Annotated in this window: 12 protein-coding genes; 3 read left to right on the forward strand and 9 right to left on the reverse strand. The window is 74.3% G+C overall.

Annotated features, from left to right (window positions below; translation table 11 throughout):
* Positions 1-131: 131 nt before the first annotated feature.
* The 5 genes from ACWDS7_RS13445 to ACWDS7_RS13465 form a co-directional block, all read right to left on the reverse strand.
* Positions 132-488: an STAS domain-containing protein gene (locus ACWDS7_RS13445; RefSeq protein WP_451929503.1), complete on the reverse strand. Its 357-nt coding sequence runs from the start codon at positions 486-488 to the stop codon at positions 132-134.
* 46 nt (positions 489-534) lie between these two features.
* Positions 535-1728 (reverse strand): methyltransferase, FxLD system, encoded by a 1194-nt coding sequence (gene fxlM, locus ACWDS7_RS13450; protein ID WP_451929504.1) that lies wholly within the window; start codon positions 1726-1728, stop codon positions 535-537.
* A 175-nt stretch (positions 1729-1903) separates the two neighbouring features.
* Entirely contained in the window at positions 1904-4147 is a 2244-nt protein-coding gene (locus ACWDS7_RS13455) for a SulP family inorganic anion transporter (RefSeq protein WP_451929505.1), read from the reverse strand.
* 72 nt (positions 4148-4219) lie between these two features.
* A complete protein-coding gene (locus tag ACWDS7_RS13460) occupies positions 4220-5761 on the reverse strand; it encodes a hypothetical protein (protein ID WP_451929506.1) in 1542 nt (513 codons plus the stop codon).
* Positions 5762-5944: 183 nt separating this feature from the next.
* Complete coding sequence (locus tag ACWDS7_RS13465; RefSeq protein ID WP_306867516.1) at positions 5945-6511, reverse strand: YbhB/YbcL family Raf kinase inhibitor-like protein; 567 nt, start codon at positions 6509-6511, stop codon at positions 5945-5947.
* A gap of 120 nt (positions 6512-6631) precedes the next feature.
* Here ACWDS7_RS13465 and ACWDS7_RS13470 point away from each other — a divergent pair, with 120 nt between their 5' ends.
* Entirely contained in the window at positions 6632-10012 is a 3381-nt protein-coding gene (locus ACWDS7_RS13470; protein WP_451929507.1) for an AfsR/SARP family transcriptional regulator, read from the forward strand.
* A 41-nt stretch (positions 10013-10053) separates the two neighbouring features.
* Here ACWDS7_RS13470 and ACWDS7_RS13475 read toward each other — a convergent pair whose 3' ends face one another.
* The 4 genes from ACWDS7_RS13475 to ACWDS7_RS13490 all read right to left on the reverse strand — a co-directional run bounded on the left by ACWDS7_RS13475 (position 10054) and on the right by ACWDS7_RS13490 (position 15346).
* Entirely contained in the window at positions 10054-10374 is a 321-nt protein-coding gene (locus tag ACWDS7_RS13475; RefSeq protein WP_451929508.1) for a hypothetical protein, read from the reverse strand.
* A gap of 1 nt (position 10375) precedes the next feature.
* The gene (locus tag ACWDS7_RS13480; RefSeq protein ID WP_451929509.1) at positions 10376-13492 is read right to left on the reverse strand and encodes a DEAD/DEAH box helicase; all 3117 of its coding nucleotides are present in this window, start codon (positions 13490-13492) and stop codon (positions 10376-10378) included.
* 76 nt (positions 13493-13568) lie between these two features.
* Positions 13569-14375: an ABC transporter permease gene (locus ACWDS7_RS13485; protein ID WP_451929510.1), complete on the reverse strand. Its 807-nt coding sequence runs from the start codon at positions 14373-14375 to the stop codon at positions 13569-13571.
* Positions 14372-15346, reverse strand: a complete 975-nt coding sequence (locus tag ACWDS7_RS13490) for an ATP-binding cassette domain-containing protein (RefSeq protein ID WP_306867529.1) — start codon at positions 15344-15346, stop codon at positions 14372-14374. Before ACWDS7_RS13490 ends, ACWDS7_RS13485 begins: the two co-directional genes overlap by 4 nt.
* 143 nt (positions 15347-15489) lie before the next feature.
* Here ACWDS7_RS13490 and ACWDS7_RS13495 point away from each other — a divergent pair, with 143 nt between their 5' ends.
* Together ACWDS7_RS13495 and ACWDS7_RS13500 are read left to right on the forward strand one after the other, a co-directional pair.
* Positions 15490-16089, forward strand: a complete 600-nt coding sequence (locus ACWDS7_RS13495; RefSeq protein WP_370879709.1) for a PH domain-containing protein — start codon at positions 15490-15492, stop codon at positions 16087-16089.
* 194 nt (positions 16090-16283) lie between these two features.
* Positions 16284-17999 (forward strand): PH domain-containing protein, encoded by a 1716-nt coding sequence (locus ACWDS7_RS13500; RefSeq protein ID WP_451929511.1) that lies wholly within the window; start codon positions 16284-16286, stop codon positions 17997-17999.
* Positions 18000-18205 lie beyond the last annotated feature (206 nt).

Raw genomic sequence — 18205 nt, forward strand, 5'->3', positions numbered from 1 at the left:
TTCAGGGCAGGCGTGTACCTTCCTACCAGTCCCGAGGGGTCCGACCGTCCCCGCCGGTCCCGAGGGGTCCGGCCGTCCCCGCCGGTCCCGAGGGGTCCGGCCGTCCCCGCCGGCCCTGAGGGGTCCGGCCGTCAGCGGGCGGCCAGCGACCGCAGCGCCTCGTCCAGGGTGCCGAAGACCGGCAGCCGGGCCGCCAGGCCCGTGATGCGCAGCAGCCGCGCCGGCTGCGGGGTCGGATCGGCGTAGACGACGACCGCGTCGCCGTCGGCCAGCCGCCTGCGCATCGCCAGCAGCGCGGCCAGCCCGGGGGAGTCGATGAAGGTGAGCCCGGAGAGGTCCACCAGGGTCGCGGGCCGGGAGTCGCCGGTGAGATAGTCGTCCACCCAGACCCGCAACTGCGCCGAGGTGTTCACGTCCAGCTCCCCTTCGGGCCGCAGGACCATCGTCGTGCCGTCGGACCTCACCCGCAGGCGCAGAGCATCAGTCATAGCGGAGCCCCTTCTCTTCCCCTCTCGCTTCCCCGCCCGCGGAGGATCAATCGTCTCCCCGGCGGAAACCGCCGGCGTCCCAGGACAGCGCGAGCGTGGTGTGCCGCTTGGGGATGAGCAGCCCGCCGGCGGGCACGGTCGCGACGTGGGCGTCGACGCGCAGCCCGGCCGTCATCGGCCGTCCCGCTCCGTCCCACGCCTGGACGTGGGCGACGAGATCGGCGCCGAGCCTCGCGCGGCCGGGTCCGAAGGCCCGCACGGCCGGCGCGTCGTAGGTGTCCGGCTCCAGCACGCAGAGGCTGTCGCCCTCGATGATCCCGACGACCGTCTTGAACCCCCGACGGTCGAGGAGGCCCGACGCCAGCCGCCCCGGCTGTGTTTCGGACAGCGCGCACCAGCGGGGTTCGTGCACCGCCAGCCACAGGCTCAGCCCGTCGACGAGCTGTGCGTGGCCCGCGTCCACCCCGGTGGGCAGCTCGGTGACCGGACCGTCGAGGGCCGCCAGGACATCGCCGATCTCACCTCCCTCCGGCAGCGAGATCGTGAGGTCGGACCCCTGGTCCAGCACCCGGACCGTCTCCGGGCCGGCGAAGGGACCCCGCATCCGCATGAACCCGCAGGGCACCACCGACCGGCTCGTCCAGTGCCCGTCTGCCCGTTCCAGCGCCACCGAGCGCTGCACGCCGTGCAGGTCCAGCGGGACGACGATGCGCCCGCCGGGCCCGAGCTGCTCCAGCCAGGCGGGGGCGAGGTCCCACACCCCGACGGTGGCGATCACCCGGTCGTAGGGCGCCTGCGGCGCGTACCCCTCCGCGCCGTCCCCGCACACCACGCTCACCCCCGCGCACCCGGCCCTGTCCAGGTGCTCCCGGGCCCGCGCGACCAGGTCGGCGTCGATGTCGACGCTCACGACCCGGCCCTCCGGTCCCACCAGGTGCGACAGCAGCGCGGCGTTGTAGCCCGTCCCCGCGCCGATCTCCAGCACCCGCTGTCCCGGCTCCAGGCCGAGCTGGTCGAGCATCAAGGCCATGATCGCCGGCTGCGAGGAGGAGCTGATCGGCCTGCCCTCCGCATCGCGCTTGGTCACGATGGCGTCATCCCGGTACGCGGTGTGCGGGGGGACCTCCGGCAGGAACACGTGCCGAGGCACCGCCCGCAGCGCACCGGCCACGGCCCGGCTGATCCCGCGCTCGCACACCTGCGCGACCAGTTCCTCCCGCAGCTCACGCCAGTCAGTCATCGCCGACCTCCAGGAGCCTCGCCCTTCCCGCGCTCGGACGGATCCTACGTCCGGACCGGGCCGGGCGGACGGTCCCGTACCGGGCGGATCATGCCGCGCCCGGACGGAGCCGTGCGCGCCGGAGTCCCGTCCCGGCCGGGATCACACGCCTTCACCCCTGGCGTGAGCCGTACGCTCACAGCGGGCTGGCCGTGAGCGGGGGCTGCTGCAGGACATGGACCCGGGCCGTGCCGATGTCGAAGTAGAGGCCCACCAGCTGCAGGCGCCCGGCGTGGACGAGCCGGTCCACCTGGGGGTAGGTCCGCAGGTTGTCCAACTGCTGGATCACGTTGGACCTGCACAGGCGGTCCAGCGGTCCGTCGTCGTCGCCTCCGGAGGCGGCCCACCGGGCCAGGCTGTGGTCGCCGTGGCGGAGCCAGCGGCCGAGCGCGGGCAGCTCGTGGATCTTCTCGCCGCCCTCCAGCAGCGCGGCCATGGCCCCGCAGCCGGAGTGGCCGCAGACCGTGATGGTCCGGATGTCGAGCGCGCCCATCGCGTACTCGATCGCCGCCGCCACCGAGTCGTCCGGCGGCGCCGACCCCAGCCGCGGCACCAGGTTGCCGATGTTGCGGACGGTGAACAGGTCGCCGGGGCCGCTGGCGGTGATCAGATTCGGCACGATCCGGGAGTCCGCGCAGGTGATGAACAGGTGCGAGGGCTCCTGCTTGCGGGCCATCGCCGACAGGAACGGCTGGACCAGCGGAGCCGTGCGCCGGTGGAACTCCCGCGCCCCGGCCAGCAGGTCCGGCACGGCGGGGCTGTCCCCCGCCGTCGTGGGCAGGGCCGGGACCAGCGGGCCCGTGGGCACGGGCCGCCTCCGCCGCCGGTGGGCCCAGGGCAGCCACCAGCGCTCCGGCGCCCGCGGCGGGGTCTTGGCCGGGAACATCCGGGCGCCGCTGGCGGCCATGGCGTACCACTCGTCGTGGATCTCGTCGATGTCGACGGTGCCGCCGCCGCGCTCGTGGTCCTGCCGCCAGGTGTGGATGGCCTCGAAGGCCGCGTTGTCCATGAAGTCGATGTTCAGGTCCAGCTCCACCGCGGCTCCGGCCGGTACGGCGCGCAGCTCCGAGGTGAGCCGCGGCACGCCCAGGAAGGTCAGCGAGCCGCCGATCAGCACGTGCCAGCGGCCGTCGGACTCGGGCCTGGCCCGCACGCTGATCCAGGTGAGGCGGCGCAGCGCCGACAGGGCGGCGAGGCCGAGGCCGATCAGCACGCCCTCGGCGAGACCGATCAGCACGACCCCGGCCATGGTGACGACGTAGACGGGGACCTCGCCGTGGCCGCGCAGGTTGCGCAGATGCCCCACGTTGACCATCTGGACGCCGATGAAGACCAGCAGCGCGGCCAGTGCCTCCATGGGGATCAGTTTGATCGTCCAGCCCAGGCAGAGCGCGAACACCAGGATCCAGAGACCGTGCATGGCCGTCGACCAGCGGCTGCGCGCCCCCGCGCGGACGTTGGTGGTGCTGCGCACGATGACCCCGGCCACGGGCAGCCCGCCCAGCGCGCCGGTCACCATGTTGGCCACGCCCTGGGCGGTGAGCTCCTTGTCCAGATCGGCCCGCCTGCCGCTGTGCAGCTTGTCGACGGCCACCGCCGACAGCAGCGACTCCACCCCGGCCAGCAGCGCCACCAGCAGCACCGCTCCGACGATCCCGTGCCAGTCGTCCCGCGGCCACAGCGGCGCGGTCCACCCGCTCAGGCTCTCGGAGAGGTCGACCCTGGTGACGTCCCAGCCGAGCGTCCCGGCGGTCACCGAGGCGGCGAACAGGGCCGCCAGCGGCGCCGGGACGATCCGCAGCCGCTGCGGCAGGCGGGCCCAGCCGACCAGGACCGCGATGGTGAGCAGGCCGGTGAAGACCGCGTGGCTGTGGTTGTCGGCGATCTGCTGGGGCAGCTCGATCAGGTTCCCGACCGCCGAGCGCTGCGGGCTGCCGCCCAGCACGACGTGCAGCTGGGAGAGGGCGATCACCACGCCGACCCCGGCGAGCATGCCGTGCACCACGGCGGGGGAGACCGCCAGCGCCGCCCGGGCGACCCGGAACAGCCCCAGCAGGAGCTGCAGGGCGCCCGCCATCAAGGTGATCATGCAGGTGGCGCGCCAGCCGTACCTCATGACCAGCTCGGCGACCACCAGTGAGAGACCGGCGGCGGGGCCGCTCACCTGGACGGTCGAACCGCCCAGGGCGCCCACCACCACGCCACCCACCACAGCCGCGATGAGCCCGGCCGCCAGTGGTGCTCCTGAGGCCACCGCGATGCCCAGCGAGAGGGGCACCGCCACCAGGAAGACCACCAGGGAGGCGGGCAGGTCGTGCCGTAGCACGGATGCAAGGCCACTGCTTGTGAGCGGCGTGTAACTCTTCGTGTCCGTCCCCATGGGGCAGACCTTATGGTGTCGGCCCCCTCCGCCTGGGCGGTTATCAGCGGCCTTTACATAGAGCGGGAGAAATCAGCGGTAATAGTCGGGGTAGTCCGGCTCCTGTGCCCGGTGGTGGTTGCCCCGGGAACCGCGGCCCTGATCTTCGGGGACGGCGGCGCTCCCGGTGGGACCGGTGCCGTAGAGATCGCCGTAGCTGGGCCAGGCCGCGTTGGCGCCGTCACCGCCGCCGGAGGCGGGCTCCGGCCAGGCGGCCGGGGCCGCCGGGGTGGCGCGCTGGGCGGGATCGTAGCCGTAGCCCGGCCCCGGCCCCGGCCGCGCCTCGGCCGTGCGGTCGTCGTAGGGGGAGACGCTGCGGGAGGGTCCCGTCGGGGTCGACAGCGCCGGGGTGGGGCCGGTGAGCGCGTCGTCGTCGATGGTGGCCCAGCCGGAGCTGACCTCGTAGGAGGCCGCGGGCGGAGCGCTGTGGACCGGCGTCTGGTAGGAGCTGTAGGACGGCGCCGGGTCGTCGAGGATGTCGGCGGTGTTGGCGGCCGGCCATCCTCCGGAGCCCGGGGCGGTGGCCTGGGCCCAGGGGTTGTCGGAGATGGGCCTGGGCGGTTCGGGCGCCGCGCCGTACGGCGCCGCGAGCGGGTCCGCGCTCGGTGACGCGGGGAAACCGCCACTGGTCGTGGGGCCCATCGGAGGCATCGGGGGGAGCGGTCCGGCGCCGGCCTCGGGGCCGAGGGGCCCGCCGGTCGCGCCGCGGGCGGGCATCGAGCCGCTGGAGGTCACCGGGCCGGTGCCGCGCGGGTAGGAGCCGCCCAGCGGGTCGCTCAACGGGTCGGGCCGGGAGGGCGTGCCTTTGCCGGGGGCGCCGCCCGAGGCGGAGCCGCGGCTGCTCCTGCGGGAGCGCGGGGTGTTCGGGCGCGGGGCGCGGCCCTCACCGAAGGCGCCGGGCGTGGGGGCCGCGAAGGTCACCGTCTTCTGCTCGGCGAGCGCGGCGGTCGTGGGGGCCGGCTCCGGCTGGACCGGACCGACCAGGTCGGCCAGGCCCGAGGGCAGGGAGGAGGAGGCGACGGCCGGCGCGGGCGCGGCCGGGGGGCGGGACGGCGGCGTCCGGTTGGGCAGCGGGGCCTGCACGGTCACCGCGTCGGCGTCCGCCCGGGGAGTCTGGGAGCGGTTCGGCAGCGGCACCTGCATGGTCGCCTCGGCGTCCGCCCGGGGCGGGCCGTCCTCGCCGACGGGACGGCTGGCGCCCATCCGAGCTGCCAAGGACCCTCCGAAACCGCCCTCGTCAGCCTGGAGCCGCGTCCAGTAGTCGTCGTCGTAGTCGTCGGCCTGGCCGAACTCGTTCACGCCTCGCTTGCCGCGCGAGCCCGCCGGGCGCGGCGGGCGCGGCGGCTTGGGCTCGTCGAACGGGGTGAGGTCGGGCGAGAAATGGTTCATCTTCGGCTCACGCGTGGCGAAGTCGTCGATGGACGTGGTGGGGGTCTGCGCCTCCTTCTCCGCCATCTCGCGCAGGCGTTCCGCAGGGAGCGCGCTCTCCCTGCGGTTCATCGACCGCATTCCCAGTGCCACGACGACGAGCACGAGGAGCACGACGGCGACCAGACTTACTACGACCGCGATCATTGCACCACCCTCAAGGCCATGGCCTTCCAGCGGCGCCGGTGAGGTCGCGCGGCCATCGACGCGACCTGCCCCCTTGCATCACCTGCGCACGGACATTGGATCTGATTGTGTCGGACCACTATGAGCGTTGTCACACCCTAAGTGAAGAATTGGTAACCATTAATACCTCCGGTGTTTGGCCTGTCACTCGATGTGCGCCGTGGTGAGCCGTCCCCAGGCGATCGTCTTGTCCGCGATGCTCTTCAAGGTCTTGTCGAGGGAGGCGCCCTTTTTGAGGTCGACCTTGCCGTCGAGCGCGTAGACAGTGAAACGATAGTTCTCCCGGGCGCGACATGGAGGGGAGTAGCCCACCTTGCCGCCTGTCGTGCTTCCTTCCACAGCTCCCACCGGGACGCTGTTCTCGGCCAGTTCGTTGGTACGCGGGTCGATGTCGAACACGACCCAGTTCACCTCTCCACCGGCGCGCGCGTTGTTGTCGGCCACGATCGCGACGGACTTCGTGCTGTCCGGCACCCCCGACCAGCGCAGCGGCGGGTTGCCGACCGAGCCGTTGCACGAGTAGTCGGACGGCAGCGGAGCGCCGTCCTTCAACCGAGGACTCGAGACGTTGATCGGCTCCAGCTGCAGCCTGTCGGCCGAGGCGGAGCTGCCCACCATCCCACAGCCGGAGGAGACGACGACGAACGCCGCGGCGAGCACCGTTCCGACGGTCCGCCGCGGGCGGCGCGTAGACGTATTCGGCTGCCCCATGCCCGATGATGCTACGCGGGTCTGGAAGATGCGCAGACCGGATCGCGAGGTTCCATGGCTCGGAAATGCCCGGGAATCGGACAGAATCGAAGGATGGAGGGGGTGAGGTTGGACGCGGAAATGACCTTCGCCATCCTCGGCCCCCTGGAGATCCGCCGGCGAGGAGAGGCGGCGGAGATCGCCGGGCAGCGCCTGCGGACCCTCCTCGCCCTGCTCCTTCTCGACGCCGGCCGGACCGTGCCCGTCGGTCGGCTGGTCGCCGGAGTGTGGGAGGAGCGCCCGCCGAACGCGGTGGGCAACGCGCTGCAGGCCCTGATCTCCCGGCTGCGCGGCGCGCTGGGCGATCAGCGCGGGCTGGTGGAGGCCGACGCGGCCGGCTACCGGCTGGCCGTCGATCCCGACCGGGTGGACGCCCACCGGTTCGCCCGGCTGGCCGCCGAGGGCCGCGCGGCCCTCGGGGCGGGCGCCCCGGCCGACGCCGCGACCGCGCTCCGGGCCGCGCTCGCGCTGTGGCGCGGGCCCGCCCTGGCCGACCTGGCGGGCAACGACGCCGTCGCCGCCGCGATCACCAGGCTGGAGACCCTCCGCCTGGCCGCCGTCGAGGACCGCCTCGAGGCCGACCTGCTGCTCGGACGGCAGGCCGAGGCCGCCGCGGAGCTGCCCGCCCTGATCGCCGCCCACCCGCTGCGCGAGCGGCTGCGCGGCCAGCTCATGCGCGCCCTGTACGGCTCGGGCCGCCATGTCGAGGCTCTGGCCTCCTACGAGGACGCCCGGCTGGTCTTCGCCGGCGAGCTCGGCGTGGACCCCTCACCCGAGCTGGCCGGCCTCCACCTCGCCATGCTGCGCCGCGAATGGGCCGAGAGCGGCCCGCGGCCCCGGCCTCCGGCCCGGAGCGGCCCGGAGGCCCCGCCGCCCGGCGAGGACGGCCCGGAGATCCCGCCGCCCGGCGAGGACGGCCGGCGCCCGCCGCCCGCGGGAGGCGGCTCACCGGTCCGGAGCGGCCCGGAGGCCCCGCCGTCCGGCGGGAGCGGTCCGGGGCTCCCAGCGCCCGGCGAGGCCCCGCGGCGGGGCAACCTGCCGGCCAGGCTCACCAGCTTCGTCGGCCGCGAGCGCGACCTGGCGCGGACGGCCGGACTCCTCGCCGAGAACCGGCTGGTCACCCTGCTCGGCTCCGGCGGCGCGGGCAAGACCAGGCTGGCCGTCGAATCGGCCGAGGCGGTCGCCGGCCGGATGCCCGACGGGGTGTGGCTGGTCGAGCTCGCCCCGGTGGCCGAGCCGTCGGAGGTCCCGCAGACCGTGTTCTCGGCGCTGGAGCTGCGCGACCCTCCGCCGCCGACGTCCGCCGCCGGCCCCGGCGCGATCCCCGTGCCCGCCCCCCGCGATCCGCTGTCCCGCCTCGTCTCGGGACTCACCGGGAAACGGCTGCTGATCGTCCTGGACAACTGCGAGCACGTGGTCGAGGCGGCGGCGGAGCTCGCCGACCGGGTGCTGGCGAGCTGTCCCGGGGTACGCATCCTGGCCACCAGCCGCGAACCCCTCGGCATCATCGGAGAGCTGACCTGGCCGGTGCCGCCGCTCGGACTCCCGCCGAGCGGCGGGGACCCGGGCGAGGCCCTCGGCTACCCGGCCGTCCGCCTGTTCGCCGAGCGCGCCGCGGCCGTCCGGCCCGGCTACCGGCCCGAGGACGAGGCCGACGCGGTGGTGCGGATCTGCCGGGAGCTCGACGGCACGCCGCTCGCCATCGAGCTGGCGGCCGCCCGCCTCCGCTCGCTGTCGGCCGAGCAGATCGCGCACCGGCTCGACGACCGCTTCCGCCTGCTGACCGGCGGCAGCCGTACGGCGCTGCCCCGCCACCAGACGCTCCGCGCGGTGGTCGGATGGAGCTGGGACCTGCTGGACGGGCAGGAGCGGGTGCTGGCCCGCCGCCTGTCCGTCTTCGCCGGGGGCGCCGCTCTCGACTGCGCCGAGGAGATCTGCTCGGGGGAGGGCCTGGACCGGGCCGACGTGCTCGACGTGCTGGCCCGGCTGGTGGACAAGTCCCTGGTGGTGGCCCACAGCCACGGCACCGTCGTCCGCTACCGGATGCTGGAGACCATCCGCGCCTACGCCGCCGAGCGGCTGGCCGAGTCGGGTGAGCAGGGCCGCGTGCGGCTGGCCCACGCGATGTTCTTCACCGAGCTGGCCGAGACCTCGGATCCCGGCCTCCGCGATCACCGGCAGCTCGCCGCCGTCACCCAGATGGCCGCCGAGCACGACAACCTGTCGGCCGCGCTGCGCTGGACCGTCGAGGCGACCCGGACCGACCTGGCGCTGCGGCTGGTCGGCGCCCTGGGATGGTACTGGTGGCTGCGCGGTTACCGGGTCGAGGGCGCCCACCGCACCCGGGAGGTGCTCAGGCTGGCCGGGGACGGCGCCGACCCCGCCTCGCTGGCCCTGGCCCGGGCCTCCTACGGGTCCAACGCGGTGGGCGCGGGGATCGAGCTCGACACGGCGCGGGCCGAGCTGGAGGAGGTCGTACGGCTGGCGCCCGAGACGCTGCCCCGGCCGTGGCACCCCCTGGTCGTGATGGCGGGCCCGGTCCTCGCGCTGTTCTCAGGCCTGAACACGGACAACGGCCTCTATCTCGACGAGATGTTCGCCCACCCCGACCCCTGGGTGACCGCCTCGGCGCGGCTGTTCCGGGGGTTCGAGCACCTGTTCGCGGGCCGTATCCCCGAGAGCAGGACCGAGCTGTCCGCCGCCCTGCGCGACTTCCGGGCCATCGGGGACCGCTGGGGCGTCGCCAACGTGCTCGCCTCCCTGTCGGATCTGGACTTCCTGCACGGCGAGCCCGAACGGGCGCTGAAGGAGGTCCACGAGGCGCTCGCCCTGATGGAGGAGATCGGCGCGGTCGAGGAGGTCGCCTACATGCGGGGGCGCCTGGCGCTCGGGCTCAACCTCGCGGGAGACCGGGCGGCGGCCGAGGAGCTCCTGGAGGAGACCCTCCACGCCGCCATCGGCAACGGGGACCGGATCGCCGCACTGAACCTGCTCAGCGCCCGGGGAGATTTCGCCCGCGAGGACGGCAAGCTCAACGAGGCCAGGCATTACTACGCCGAGGCCATGCGCATGATCGACGAGACCCCCAGCATCCCGCTGCACGCCCGGGCCTCGATCAACACGGCGCTGGGCCTGCTGGCCGAGCAGGAGGGCGACCTGGTCCGCGGCCGGCGGCTGCTCGGCACCGCGCTGGCGCAGGCCGCGGAGACGCGGGAGGTGGCCGTGCTGGGCCTGGTGCTGATCGGCTGCGCCGGACTGGTGCTGTCGGAGGGCGCCCCGGCCACCGCGGCCGTGCTCCTGGGCGGCGCGGCGGCGGTCCGGGGCATCGACGCGGTGGTCGACTTCGACCACGTGCGGATCACCGAGCGCACGGTCGCCGCGCTCGGCCGGCTGGAATACTCCCGCTGCTACGAGCGCGGCCGCCTGCTGTCCCGGGAGGAGATCATCGCCTTCGCGGGCTAGACGCGCCGCCGCGCGGGTCAGGCGCGCGGCGGCGGGGCGCCCTACTCGCCGCCCAGCTCCCGGTAGTGCCTCCGCAGCAGGTCGAGGAGGGGGATGTGCCGTACTTTGACCGGTGGCGGCTCCAGCGCCCGCAGCAGCAGGTCCGTGGGGGCCGCCGCGGCGTCCGGCCGCGGCCGCAGCCGGCTCAGCGAGGCGCCGGGGGAGTAGAAGCCGGCCAGCCGCCCGTCGAAGGGCGCCTCCGAGGTCGGTCCGGCGGTCACGGGGCCGGGTCCGTCGGGGAGCGCCTCCGGCGCCGGTCCGGCGGTGGGGCCGGGACCGTCGCAGGGGGCGGCCGGTGAGAGCGCGTCGTCGCCGTCGGTCATGTCAGCTCACCGCCCCGGGGCCGAGCTGGAACAGCTCGCGCAGCTGCTCGGTGGACAGGTCGGCGATCCAGTCTTCGCCGGTGCCGACCACGCTCTCGGCGAGCGCCTTTTTCCGTTCGATCATCTCGTCGATCCGCTCCTCAAGTGTGTCCACGCAGACGAACTTCCTGACCTGGACGTTCCTCGTCTGGCCGATCCGGAAGGCCCGGTCGGTCGCCTGGTCCTCCACCGCGGGATTCCACCAGCGGTCCACGTGGATCACGTGGTTGGCGGCCGTCAGGTTGAGGCCGGTGCCGGCCGCCTTCAACGACAGCAGGAACAGCATCGGTTCGTCGTCGCGCTGGAAGCGCTCCACCAGCTCCTCCCGCCGGTTCTTGGACAGCCCGCCGTGCAGCCACAGCACCGGCCGGTCCAGGTGGGCTGCCAGGTAGGGCTGCAGGAGGGAGCCGAACTCGGTGTATTGGGTGAACACCAGAGCCTTGTCCCCCTCCTCGACGATCTCCTCCGCCAGCTCCTCCAGGCGGGCGAGCTTCCCCGACCGGCCGGCCAGCCGCGAGCCGTCCTTGAGCAGGTGGGCGGGGTGGTTGCAGATCTGCTTGAGCCGGGTCATCGTGGCCAGCACGTTGCCCCGGCGCTCGATGCCCCGGGAGCCGTCGATCCTGTCCAGCATGTCGTTCACCACGGCCCTGTACAGCGCCGCCTGCTCCGGGGTGAGCGTGCACCAGACCTTCATCTCCAGCTTCTCCGGCAGGTCGGAGATGATCGACCGGTCGGTTTTGAGCCGCCGCAGCACGAACGGCCCGGTGGCCCGCTTCAGCGCCCGGGTGGCGTGCTCGTCGCGCCGTGTCTCGATCGGCTCCTGGTAGCGCTTGCGGAACCGCTTGGCCGGGCCGAGCAGCCCGGGGTTGCAGAACTCCATGATCGACCAGAGCTCCGACAGGCGGTTCTCCACCGGGGTGCCGGTCAGCGCCAGGCGGGTGCGGGCCGGGATCGACCGCACCGCCCGCGACTGCTGCGCCCCGCTGTTCTTGATCGCCTGGGCCTCGTCGCAGACCACCCTGCCCCACTCCAGGGCCGCCAGCGCTCCCAGGTCCCGCAGTGCCGTGCCGTAGGTGGTGACGACCAGGTCGGCCTCCCGCACCGCCGCCGCCAGCTCGCCGTCCCGCTTGCGCGTGCCGCCGTGGTGGACCTGGACCCGCAGCGAGGGGGCGAACCTGGCCGCCTCCTTCTGCCAGTTGCCGACAAGTGACATCGGGCAGATCAGCAGCGTCGGAGGGGGCGTGCCGCCCTCGCGTTCGGACAGGAGCAGGGAGAGGGTGGACACGGTCTTGCCGAGCCCCATGTCGTCGGCGAGGATGCCGCCCAGTCCCAGATCCGACAGGAAGCTCAGCCATGACAGACCGCGCTCCTGGTAGGGGCGGAGCGTCCCCTTCAGGCCCCTGGGCACGCCGACCGGGGTGAGACGGCGTTCGGCCTCGCCGGAGAGGAGATCGCCGAGGAGGCCGTCGGCGTCCACCGCGACCAGCGGCAGGTCCTCGTCACCGCCCTCCACGACCTCACGGATCACCTCGCCCACGGTCCGCTCGCCGGCGCCGCGCTGCTCGACGACCTTCAGTGCCGCCTTGAGCTGCTGGTCGTCCAGCTCGATCCACTGGCCCTTGACCTGGACCAGGGGGATCCTGAGCCGGGCCAGCCCGGCCAGCTCCTCCTCGGTGATCGTGTGGTCGCCGATGGCGACGTCCAGCCGGAAACTCACCCGCCGGTCCAGGCCGGTCCCCTCCTCGCCGGCGACCGTCCGCGTGGTCAGCTTCAGGCCCAGCCCCTGGCGCCCCGCCCAGGCCGGCAGCAGCACGCCGTAGCCGGCGGCCCTCAGCATGGGGGCGCCGTTGCGCAGGAACGAGAACGCCCAGGCCGTCTCGACCGCCAGGCCGGACGGCTCGGGGTCGCGCAGCGCGCTGTAGAGGTCGGGGTGGAGGCGGACGGCCCGGGCCAGGTCGGCGCGGAGGACCTCCTGCGGCCGCTCGGGCAGCCAGGGGGCCCGCTCCCCGGCCCGGATCCGGTCGGCGGACAGGTAACCGGCCGCCTCCCCGGTCCCGTCCGCGTCGCCGGGGCCGGCGGGGCTGGGGGCGAGGCCGAACTCCACCTTCCAGGACGCGCCCTCCCCGGCGGGCTCGATGAGCCGGAAGCAGGCCCGGACCGGCCCGTCCAGCTCGTGCGCCGAGGCGTACCACGCGTCGAGCGCGTCGGCGAGCGGCGTCACCTCGGCGGGCCTGGCGCCGGGGAGCGCGGCGTCCTCGCCGGTCAGCGCGTACAGCCAGCGGTCGGGCAGGGGGGCTTTGGCCCCCGGCCGGTGGCCGAGGATGAGACGGTCGGGCAGCGCCAGGCGCGCCGCGCCGTCCACCAGGCCGCCCAGGGCCTCGTGCAGCACGTCCTTGGCCGGGCGCTCCCCGGCCACCGCCCTGCAGACCGGCGGCATGGCCGCGGCGAGGTCGCCGAGCGCCGCCGGGTCGGCGCCGGTGAGCACGGGCCGCCAGCGGGCGGCCCGGCCGCCGTCCTCCAGGACGAGCTGGGGCAGGATCCGGCCGCGCCGCACCAGGGCGCGCGCGTGCTCGGCGACCACGGCGAAGTAGCGCAGGGAGAGCCCGGGACCCCATTCGAGCCCTTGCGCGCCCCCGTCCGTCTCCTCCGAGCCGAGGCCGGACCGGCTCGCGCCCGCCTCCGGACCGGACAGGGAGCCGAGCAGGCGGAGCGCCCCGGCCGGGGGGAGCAGCAGCGCGGGGACGCGCCAGGCGGAGATCCTCGGGTTGCGCGCCGAGCCCGTGAGCCCGGACTCGGGCGAGGGCAGCGGGCCCCTGGTGGAGCCGGGGAGCAGGATGGTCAGCTCGCGCTCCTCGGCCCCGCGCCCCATCTCGGTCCCGGTCCCGCCTCCGGCGGAGGTCTCCCCGGCGGCCGTCGCGCCCGGGCCGGTCACGCCGAGAGCCGTGGCCAGGACGGCCGCGGGGGCCGCGAACGGATGGGGGCGGAGCGTGGCCCGGGAGGCGGGGCCGGGGGCCCGGGCGGTGTCCTCCGCCCAGACCCCCAGCCGCCCGTCCACCCATGCGCCGTGAACCACCAACACGCGATCACTCCGGTTCTCTTCGATATGTCTCCGCGGCGGTCGGGCCGCCTCCGGCTGTCCGCGGCGTCCCGACAGATTAGGCCCGGCTGCGGAATGCGCGGATCGCCAGGGGAGCGAAGACCACCGCCAGCGCGGCGGCCCACAGCAGCGAGCTGACCGCCGGTCCGGCGACCTCGCCGCCGAGCAGCAGCCCGCGGACGGCGTCGGCGAGCTGCGTCACGGGGTTGACGTTCACCCACACCTGCAGCCAGCCGGGCATCGTGTCGGTCGGCACGAACGCGTTGCTGGTGAACGTCAACGGCATCATCAGGGAGAACGCGAAGATCTGCACCTTCTCCGGATCCTTCGCCTTGAGGCCGATGAGCACCGACATCCAGGACATCGCCAGCGCGAAGACCAGCAGCAGCGCCACCGCGCCCAGCACGCCGGTCACCCCGGTCTGGATCCGGAAGCCCAGGATCGTGCCGATCGCGAGGAACAGGAACAGCGCCCAGAGCTGCTTGGCGGTGTCGGCGACGATCCGGCCGGCCAGCGGCGCGGTGCGGGCGATCGGCAGACTGCGCAGCCGGTCGAAGACGCCCTTGGTGATGTCGGTGTTGAGGCCGATCGCCGTGGTCAACGTGGCGAACAGCGCGTTCTGCACGATCAGGCCGGGCAGCGCGAACTGCAGGTAGTCTCCCGTGCTCCCGGCGATGGCGCCGCCGAACACGTAGGTGAACAGCAGCAGGAACATCACCGGCTGCACGCTCAGGTCGAGCAGCTCCATGGGGTTGTGCTTGATCTGCACCAGGCTGCGCCAGGTGAGCGTCATCGTCTGGCGGAACCCGGCCGACAGGCCGGGACGCCTGGCCGCGGCCGGGACCGGTGCGGTCGTCGTGGTCATGCGAACACCTCTTCGTCCTTCATGGTTCCGGCGGGCTCGTCCTCGGCGGGGTGACCGGTCAGGGCCAGGAAGACCTCGTCGAGGCTGGACTTGCGCAGGGCGAGCTCGGAGGCGACGACCCCGAGGTCGTCCAGCCGCCGCACGATCGCGGGCACCACCGCGGGGTCGTGCACCGACGCCACGACCTTCCCGCCGGCCTGTGCCGGGGTGTCGCCGACGACGTCGGCGACGACCTGGACGACCAGGTCGAGCTGGTCGGGCCGGAGCGGCCGGACCTCCAGGACCTGCGCCCCGGTGGTCGCCTTCAGTTCGTCGGAGGTGCCCGAGGCGATCACCCTGCCGTGGTCGAACACCACGATGTCGTCGGCGAGCTGGTCGGCCTCCTCCAGATACTGGGTGGTGAGCAGCACCGTCACCCCGTCGGCCATGAGGTCGCGCACCACGCTCCACAGCTCGGTGCGGCTGCGCGGGTCGAGGCCGGTGGTCGGCTCGTCGAGGAACAGCACCTGGGGCCGTCCCACCAGGCTGGCCGCCAGGTCGAGGCGGCGGCGCATGCCGCCCGAGTAGGTCTTGGCCGCCCGGCTCCCGGCGTGCGTCAGCTCGAACCGCTCCAGCAGCTCGGCCGCCCTCGCCCGGGCGTCGGCCCGCGACAGGTCGAGCAGGCGGCCGAGCATCACCAGGTTCTCCACGCCGGTGAGCGTCTCGTCGACCCCGGCGTACTGTCCCGTGAGGCCGATCAGCGACCGCACCTGGTGGGCCTGCTCCGTCACGTCGAACCCGCCGACCGACGCCCTGCCCCCGTCGGGGCGGAGCAGCGTCGCCAGGATCCGCACGGCGGTGGTCTTGCCCGCCCCGTTGGGCCCCAGGACACCGAGCAGCCGTCCCTGCGGCACGAGGAGATCGACCCCGTCGAGGGCGCGGGTCTCCCCGTAACGCTTCACCAGACCCTCCGCCTGAATGGCGTATCGCATGATCGGCACCTCTTCCTAGTGATCGGGCCACCAGAGTGCATGGCTCCACTGACACTTCTCTGATCGCCCGCTGACCCCGGTGGGTGCCGCTGACAGATCGCTGACACGAGGGGCCGTCGGCCGGGACCCTCTAGGCTGACAGCGTGAGCGACCGAGCCGATGAGCACAGGGATGTCACGAACGGCGCCCCGGCGGCAGGCGGGGCGGGTGCGCGGCCCCCGGGAGGCGATCGCGTCCCGTTGCGCGCCCCGGCCAACCCGGTCTCCCGCAAGGCCGTCACGCTGTGGCTGCTGGAACAGGCGTTCTGGGCCGTCGTGCTGGTGGGCGGATCCTTCCTGCTGGCCCGGTGGGCCGACGGGGGCCGGTGGTCCTGGCTGCCCGGCTGGGCACTGGACGGCGTCTGGTGGCTGCCGGCCGTGGTGGCGGTGCTCGTCGTGCCGGCCGCGATCGTCGAGCCCTTCTGGCGCTACGCCGTGCACCGGTGGGAGCTCAGCGGGGACGTGGTCTACGCCCGGTCCGGGTGGATCAGCAGGGAGTGGGCCTTCGTCCCGGTCAGCCGGATCCAGACGGTGGACAAGACGCAGGGCACGCTGGAGCGGACGCTCGGGCTGGCCACGGTCGAGATCCGCACCGCCTCCCACGCGGGGTCGTCCACGATCCAGGGCCTCGACTACGAGGTCGCCGCGGCCCTGGCCGAGGAGCTCGCCCGGCGGGCCGAGGAGCTGAGGGACGACGCCACATGACCGAACCCCCCGAGCGGCAGAGTCCTCCCGCGCCGCCTCCCGGGCAGCCCGTGGCGCCTCCAGGGCGGCAGAGCCCTCCGGGGGAGCCGGGTGTGCGGGGCGAGGCCCGCTCCGAGGCCGCCCCCGGCGGCCCGCCGCCAGGCCCGCAGGCCCCGTACCCTGTGCCGGGTGACTCCGGCCCGGAGCCGCCCTCCGTGCCTGGCGGTCCGCAGGCCGTTCCCGGTGACCCGTCGACAGGTCCGCAGGCCGCGCCCCCTGTGCCCGGTGGCCCGCCGCCAGGCCCGCAGGCCGGGGAGTACGGCCCGCCGACCGGCCCCAGGCTGCGGCTCAGCCCCAAGGTGCTGCTGACGGATCCGATCCGGATGCTGCCCTCGCTCTTCCTGCCGCTGGCCGGTGTCCTGTTCATCGGCGGCTTCTCGCCGGGCTCGTTCGGGTGGGCGGCCTTCGGCGTCATCGGCTCGGTCGTCTACGCCGCCGTCCGCTGGGCCACCTTCACCTACCAGGTCGTCGGCGACCGGCTGGAGCTCACCCGGGCGCTGGTCAGCAGGTCGGTACGGACGATCCCGCTGGAGCGGATCAGGGGCGTCGACGTCAGCAACCCGCCCCTGCACCGGCTGCTCGGCATCGCGGTGCTGAGGATCGACACCGGGGCGGGCGGTGACGAGAAGCAGGAGGGCGAGCTCGACGGGGTGACCGTCGAGGAGGCCGAGCGGCTCAAGGCCGTGCTCCTGTGGCACGCCCGCGCCCGGATGGCGCGGCGGGCCCAGGCGCAGGAGGCCGCCCGGGCGGCCGCGGGGCCGGATCCCGCGCTCCCGGGGCCCGGCCCGGCCGACGATGCCGTGACGGACTCCGGCGTGCCCGCGGGGACCGCCGTCCCCGCCACGGTCCGTCACGAGATCGGTGAGACGACTCCCGAGCGGGTGTTCTTCGTGGTGCCGCGTAAGTGGCTCGCCTACGGCCCCCTGTCGGGGGCCTACCTGCTGACCCCGTTCGCGCTGGTGGCCGGTGCCGTGGGCCTGGCCTTCCAGTGGGGCTCGGAGCTCAAGATCGACGGACGGGCCGTGGTGAGCGCGGGGGAGTGGCTCTGGGGGCACCCCGCCCTCCTCGTCGGCGCCCTGGTGCTGCTGGTGCTCGCCATGCCGGTCGTCGGCGCGATCATGTACGCCGTGTTCAACTGGGACTTCACCCTGCGCGCCAGGGAGGGCTATCTCATCGCCGAGCGTGGCCTGGTCACCCGCCGCAGCGTGTCGCTGGAGCGGCGCAGGGTGCGCGGGTTCGAGCTGGTGGAGGGGCCGGCCGAACGATGGGCGGGCCTCGCCCGCGCGTGGGCGATCGTGACGGGTCTCGGCGACTCCGAGACCCGGGGGCAGCTGATGCCGGTGGTGCCGCGGGCCATGGTGCTCGACGTGGTGGGCGAGGCGATCGGCCCGATCGCCACCGGGCTGCGGCCCCACCCGGCGGCGGCGCGCAGGCGCCGGCTGTTCCGGGCGGTCTTCCCGTGGCTGGTGGTCGCCGCCTGCGCGGCGGCGGCCGCCGTGACGTGGTCCCCGCTCTGGTGGGGGCTCGCGCTGCCGGCGTTGCTCCTGGCGGCGCTGGGCGTCCCGCTCGGCCTGGACCGCTACCGCTCTCTCGGCCACACCTACGACGGGGCCCGCCTGTCGGTCCGGTCGGGGTCGCTGCGCCGCTCCCAGGCCGTGGTGGAGGAGCGGGCCGTGGTCGGCTGGACCCTCCGGCAGACGTGGTTCCAGCGGCGTGCCGGAGTGCTGACCGTGGTCGCCGGAGTCGGCGCGGGCACCGGCGGCTACGAGGCGATCGACGTCGGCGAGGCCGAGGGCGTGGCCTTCGCCGCCGAGGTCACGCCCGGCTGGCTCGCCCCGTTCGGCACTGACGGAGCCACCACCCGGCCCTGACCCGCCTGACCGGCGGAGCGGTCATGATCCTCCGTACGGCGGGGCACTGTGATCTGCCTGTGCGGTGGGCGGTCATGATCCCTCCGTACGGTGGGGCACTGTGACCTGCCCGTGCGGTGGATGGCCGTGACCGCTCCGTGCGGTGGGCGGTCGTGACTGCCACGTGTACGGCGGGGCACTGTGATCTGCCCGTGCGGTGGGCTGCC

It is taken from the genome of Streptosporangium sp. NPDC003464, assembly GCF_053588315.1.

Bases quoted from the DNA above. Each gene is read 5' to 3' on its own strand.
- ACWDS7_RS13460 (WP_451929506.1), bottom strand. From the start codon at position 5,761: ATGATCGCGGTCGTAGTAAGTCTGGTCGCCGTCGTGCTCCTCGTGCTC.
- fxlM (WP_451929504.1), bottom strand. From the start codon at position 1,728: ATGACTGACTGGCGTGAGCTGCGGGAGGAACTGGTCGCGCAGGTGTGC.
- ACWDS7_RS13455 (WP_451929505.1), bottom strand. From the start codon at position 4,147: ATGGGGACGGACACGAAGAGTTACACGCCGCTCACAAGCAGTGGCCTT.
- ACWDS7_RS13485 (WP_451929510.1), bottom strand. From the start codon at position 14,375: ATGACCACGACGACCGCACCGGTCCCGGCCGCGGCCAGGCGTCCCGGC.
- ACWDS7_RS13490 (WP_306867529.1), bottom strand. From the start codon at position 15,346: ATGCGATACGCCATTCAGGCGGAGGGTCTGGTGAAGCGTTACGGGGAG.
- ACWDS7_RS13465 (WP_306867516.1), bottom strand. From the start codon at position 6,511: ATGGGGCAGCCGAATACGTCTACGCGCCGCCCGCGGCGGACCGTCGGA.
- ACWDS7_RS13445 (WP_451929503.1), bottom strand. From the start codon at position 488: ATGACTGATGCTCTGCGCCTGCGGGTGAGGTCCGACGGCACGACGATG.
- ACWDS7_RS13470 (WP_451929507.1), top strand. From the start codon at position 6,632: ATGACCTTCGCCATCCTCGGCCCCCTGGAGATCCGCCGGCGAGGAGAG.
- ACWDS7_RS13475 (WP_451929508.1), bottom strand. From the start codon at position 10,374: ATGACCGACGGCGACGACGCGCTCTCACCGGCCGCCCCCTGCGACGGT.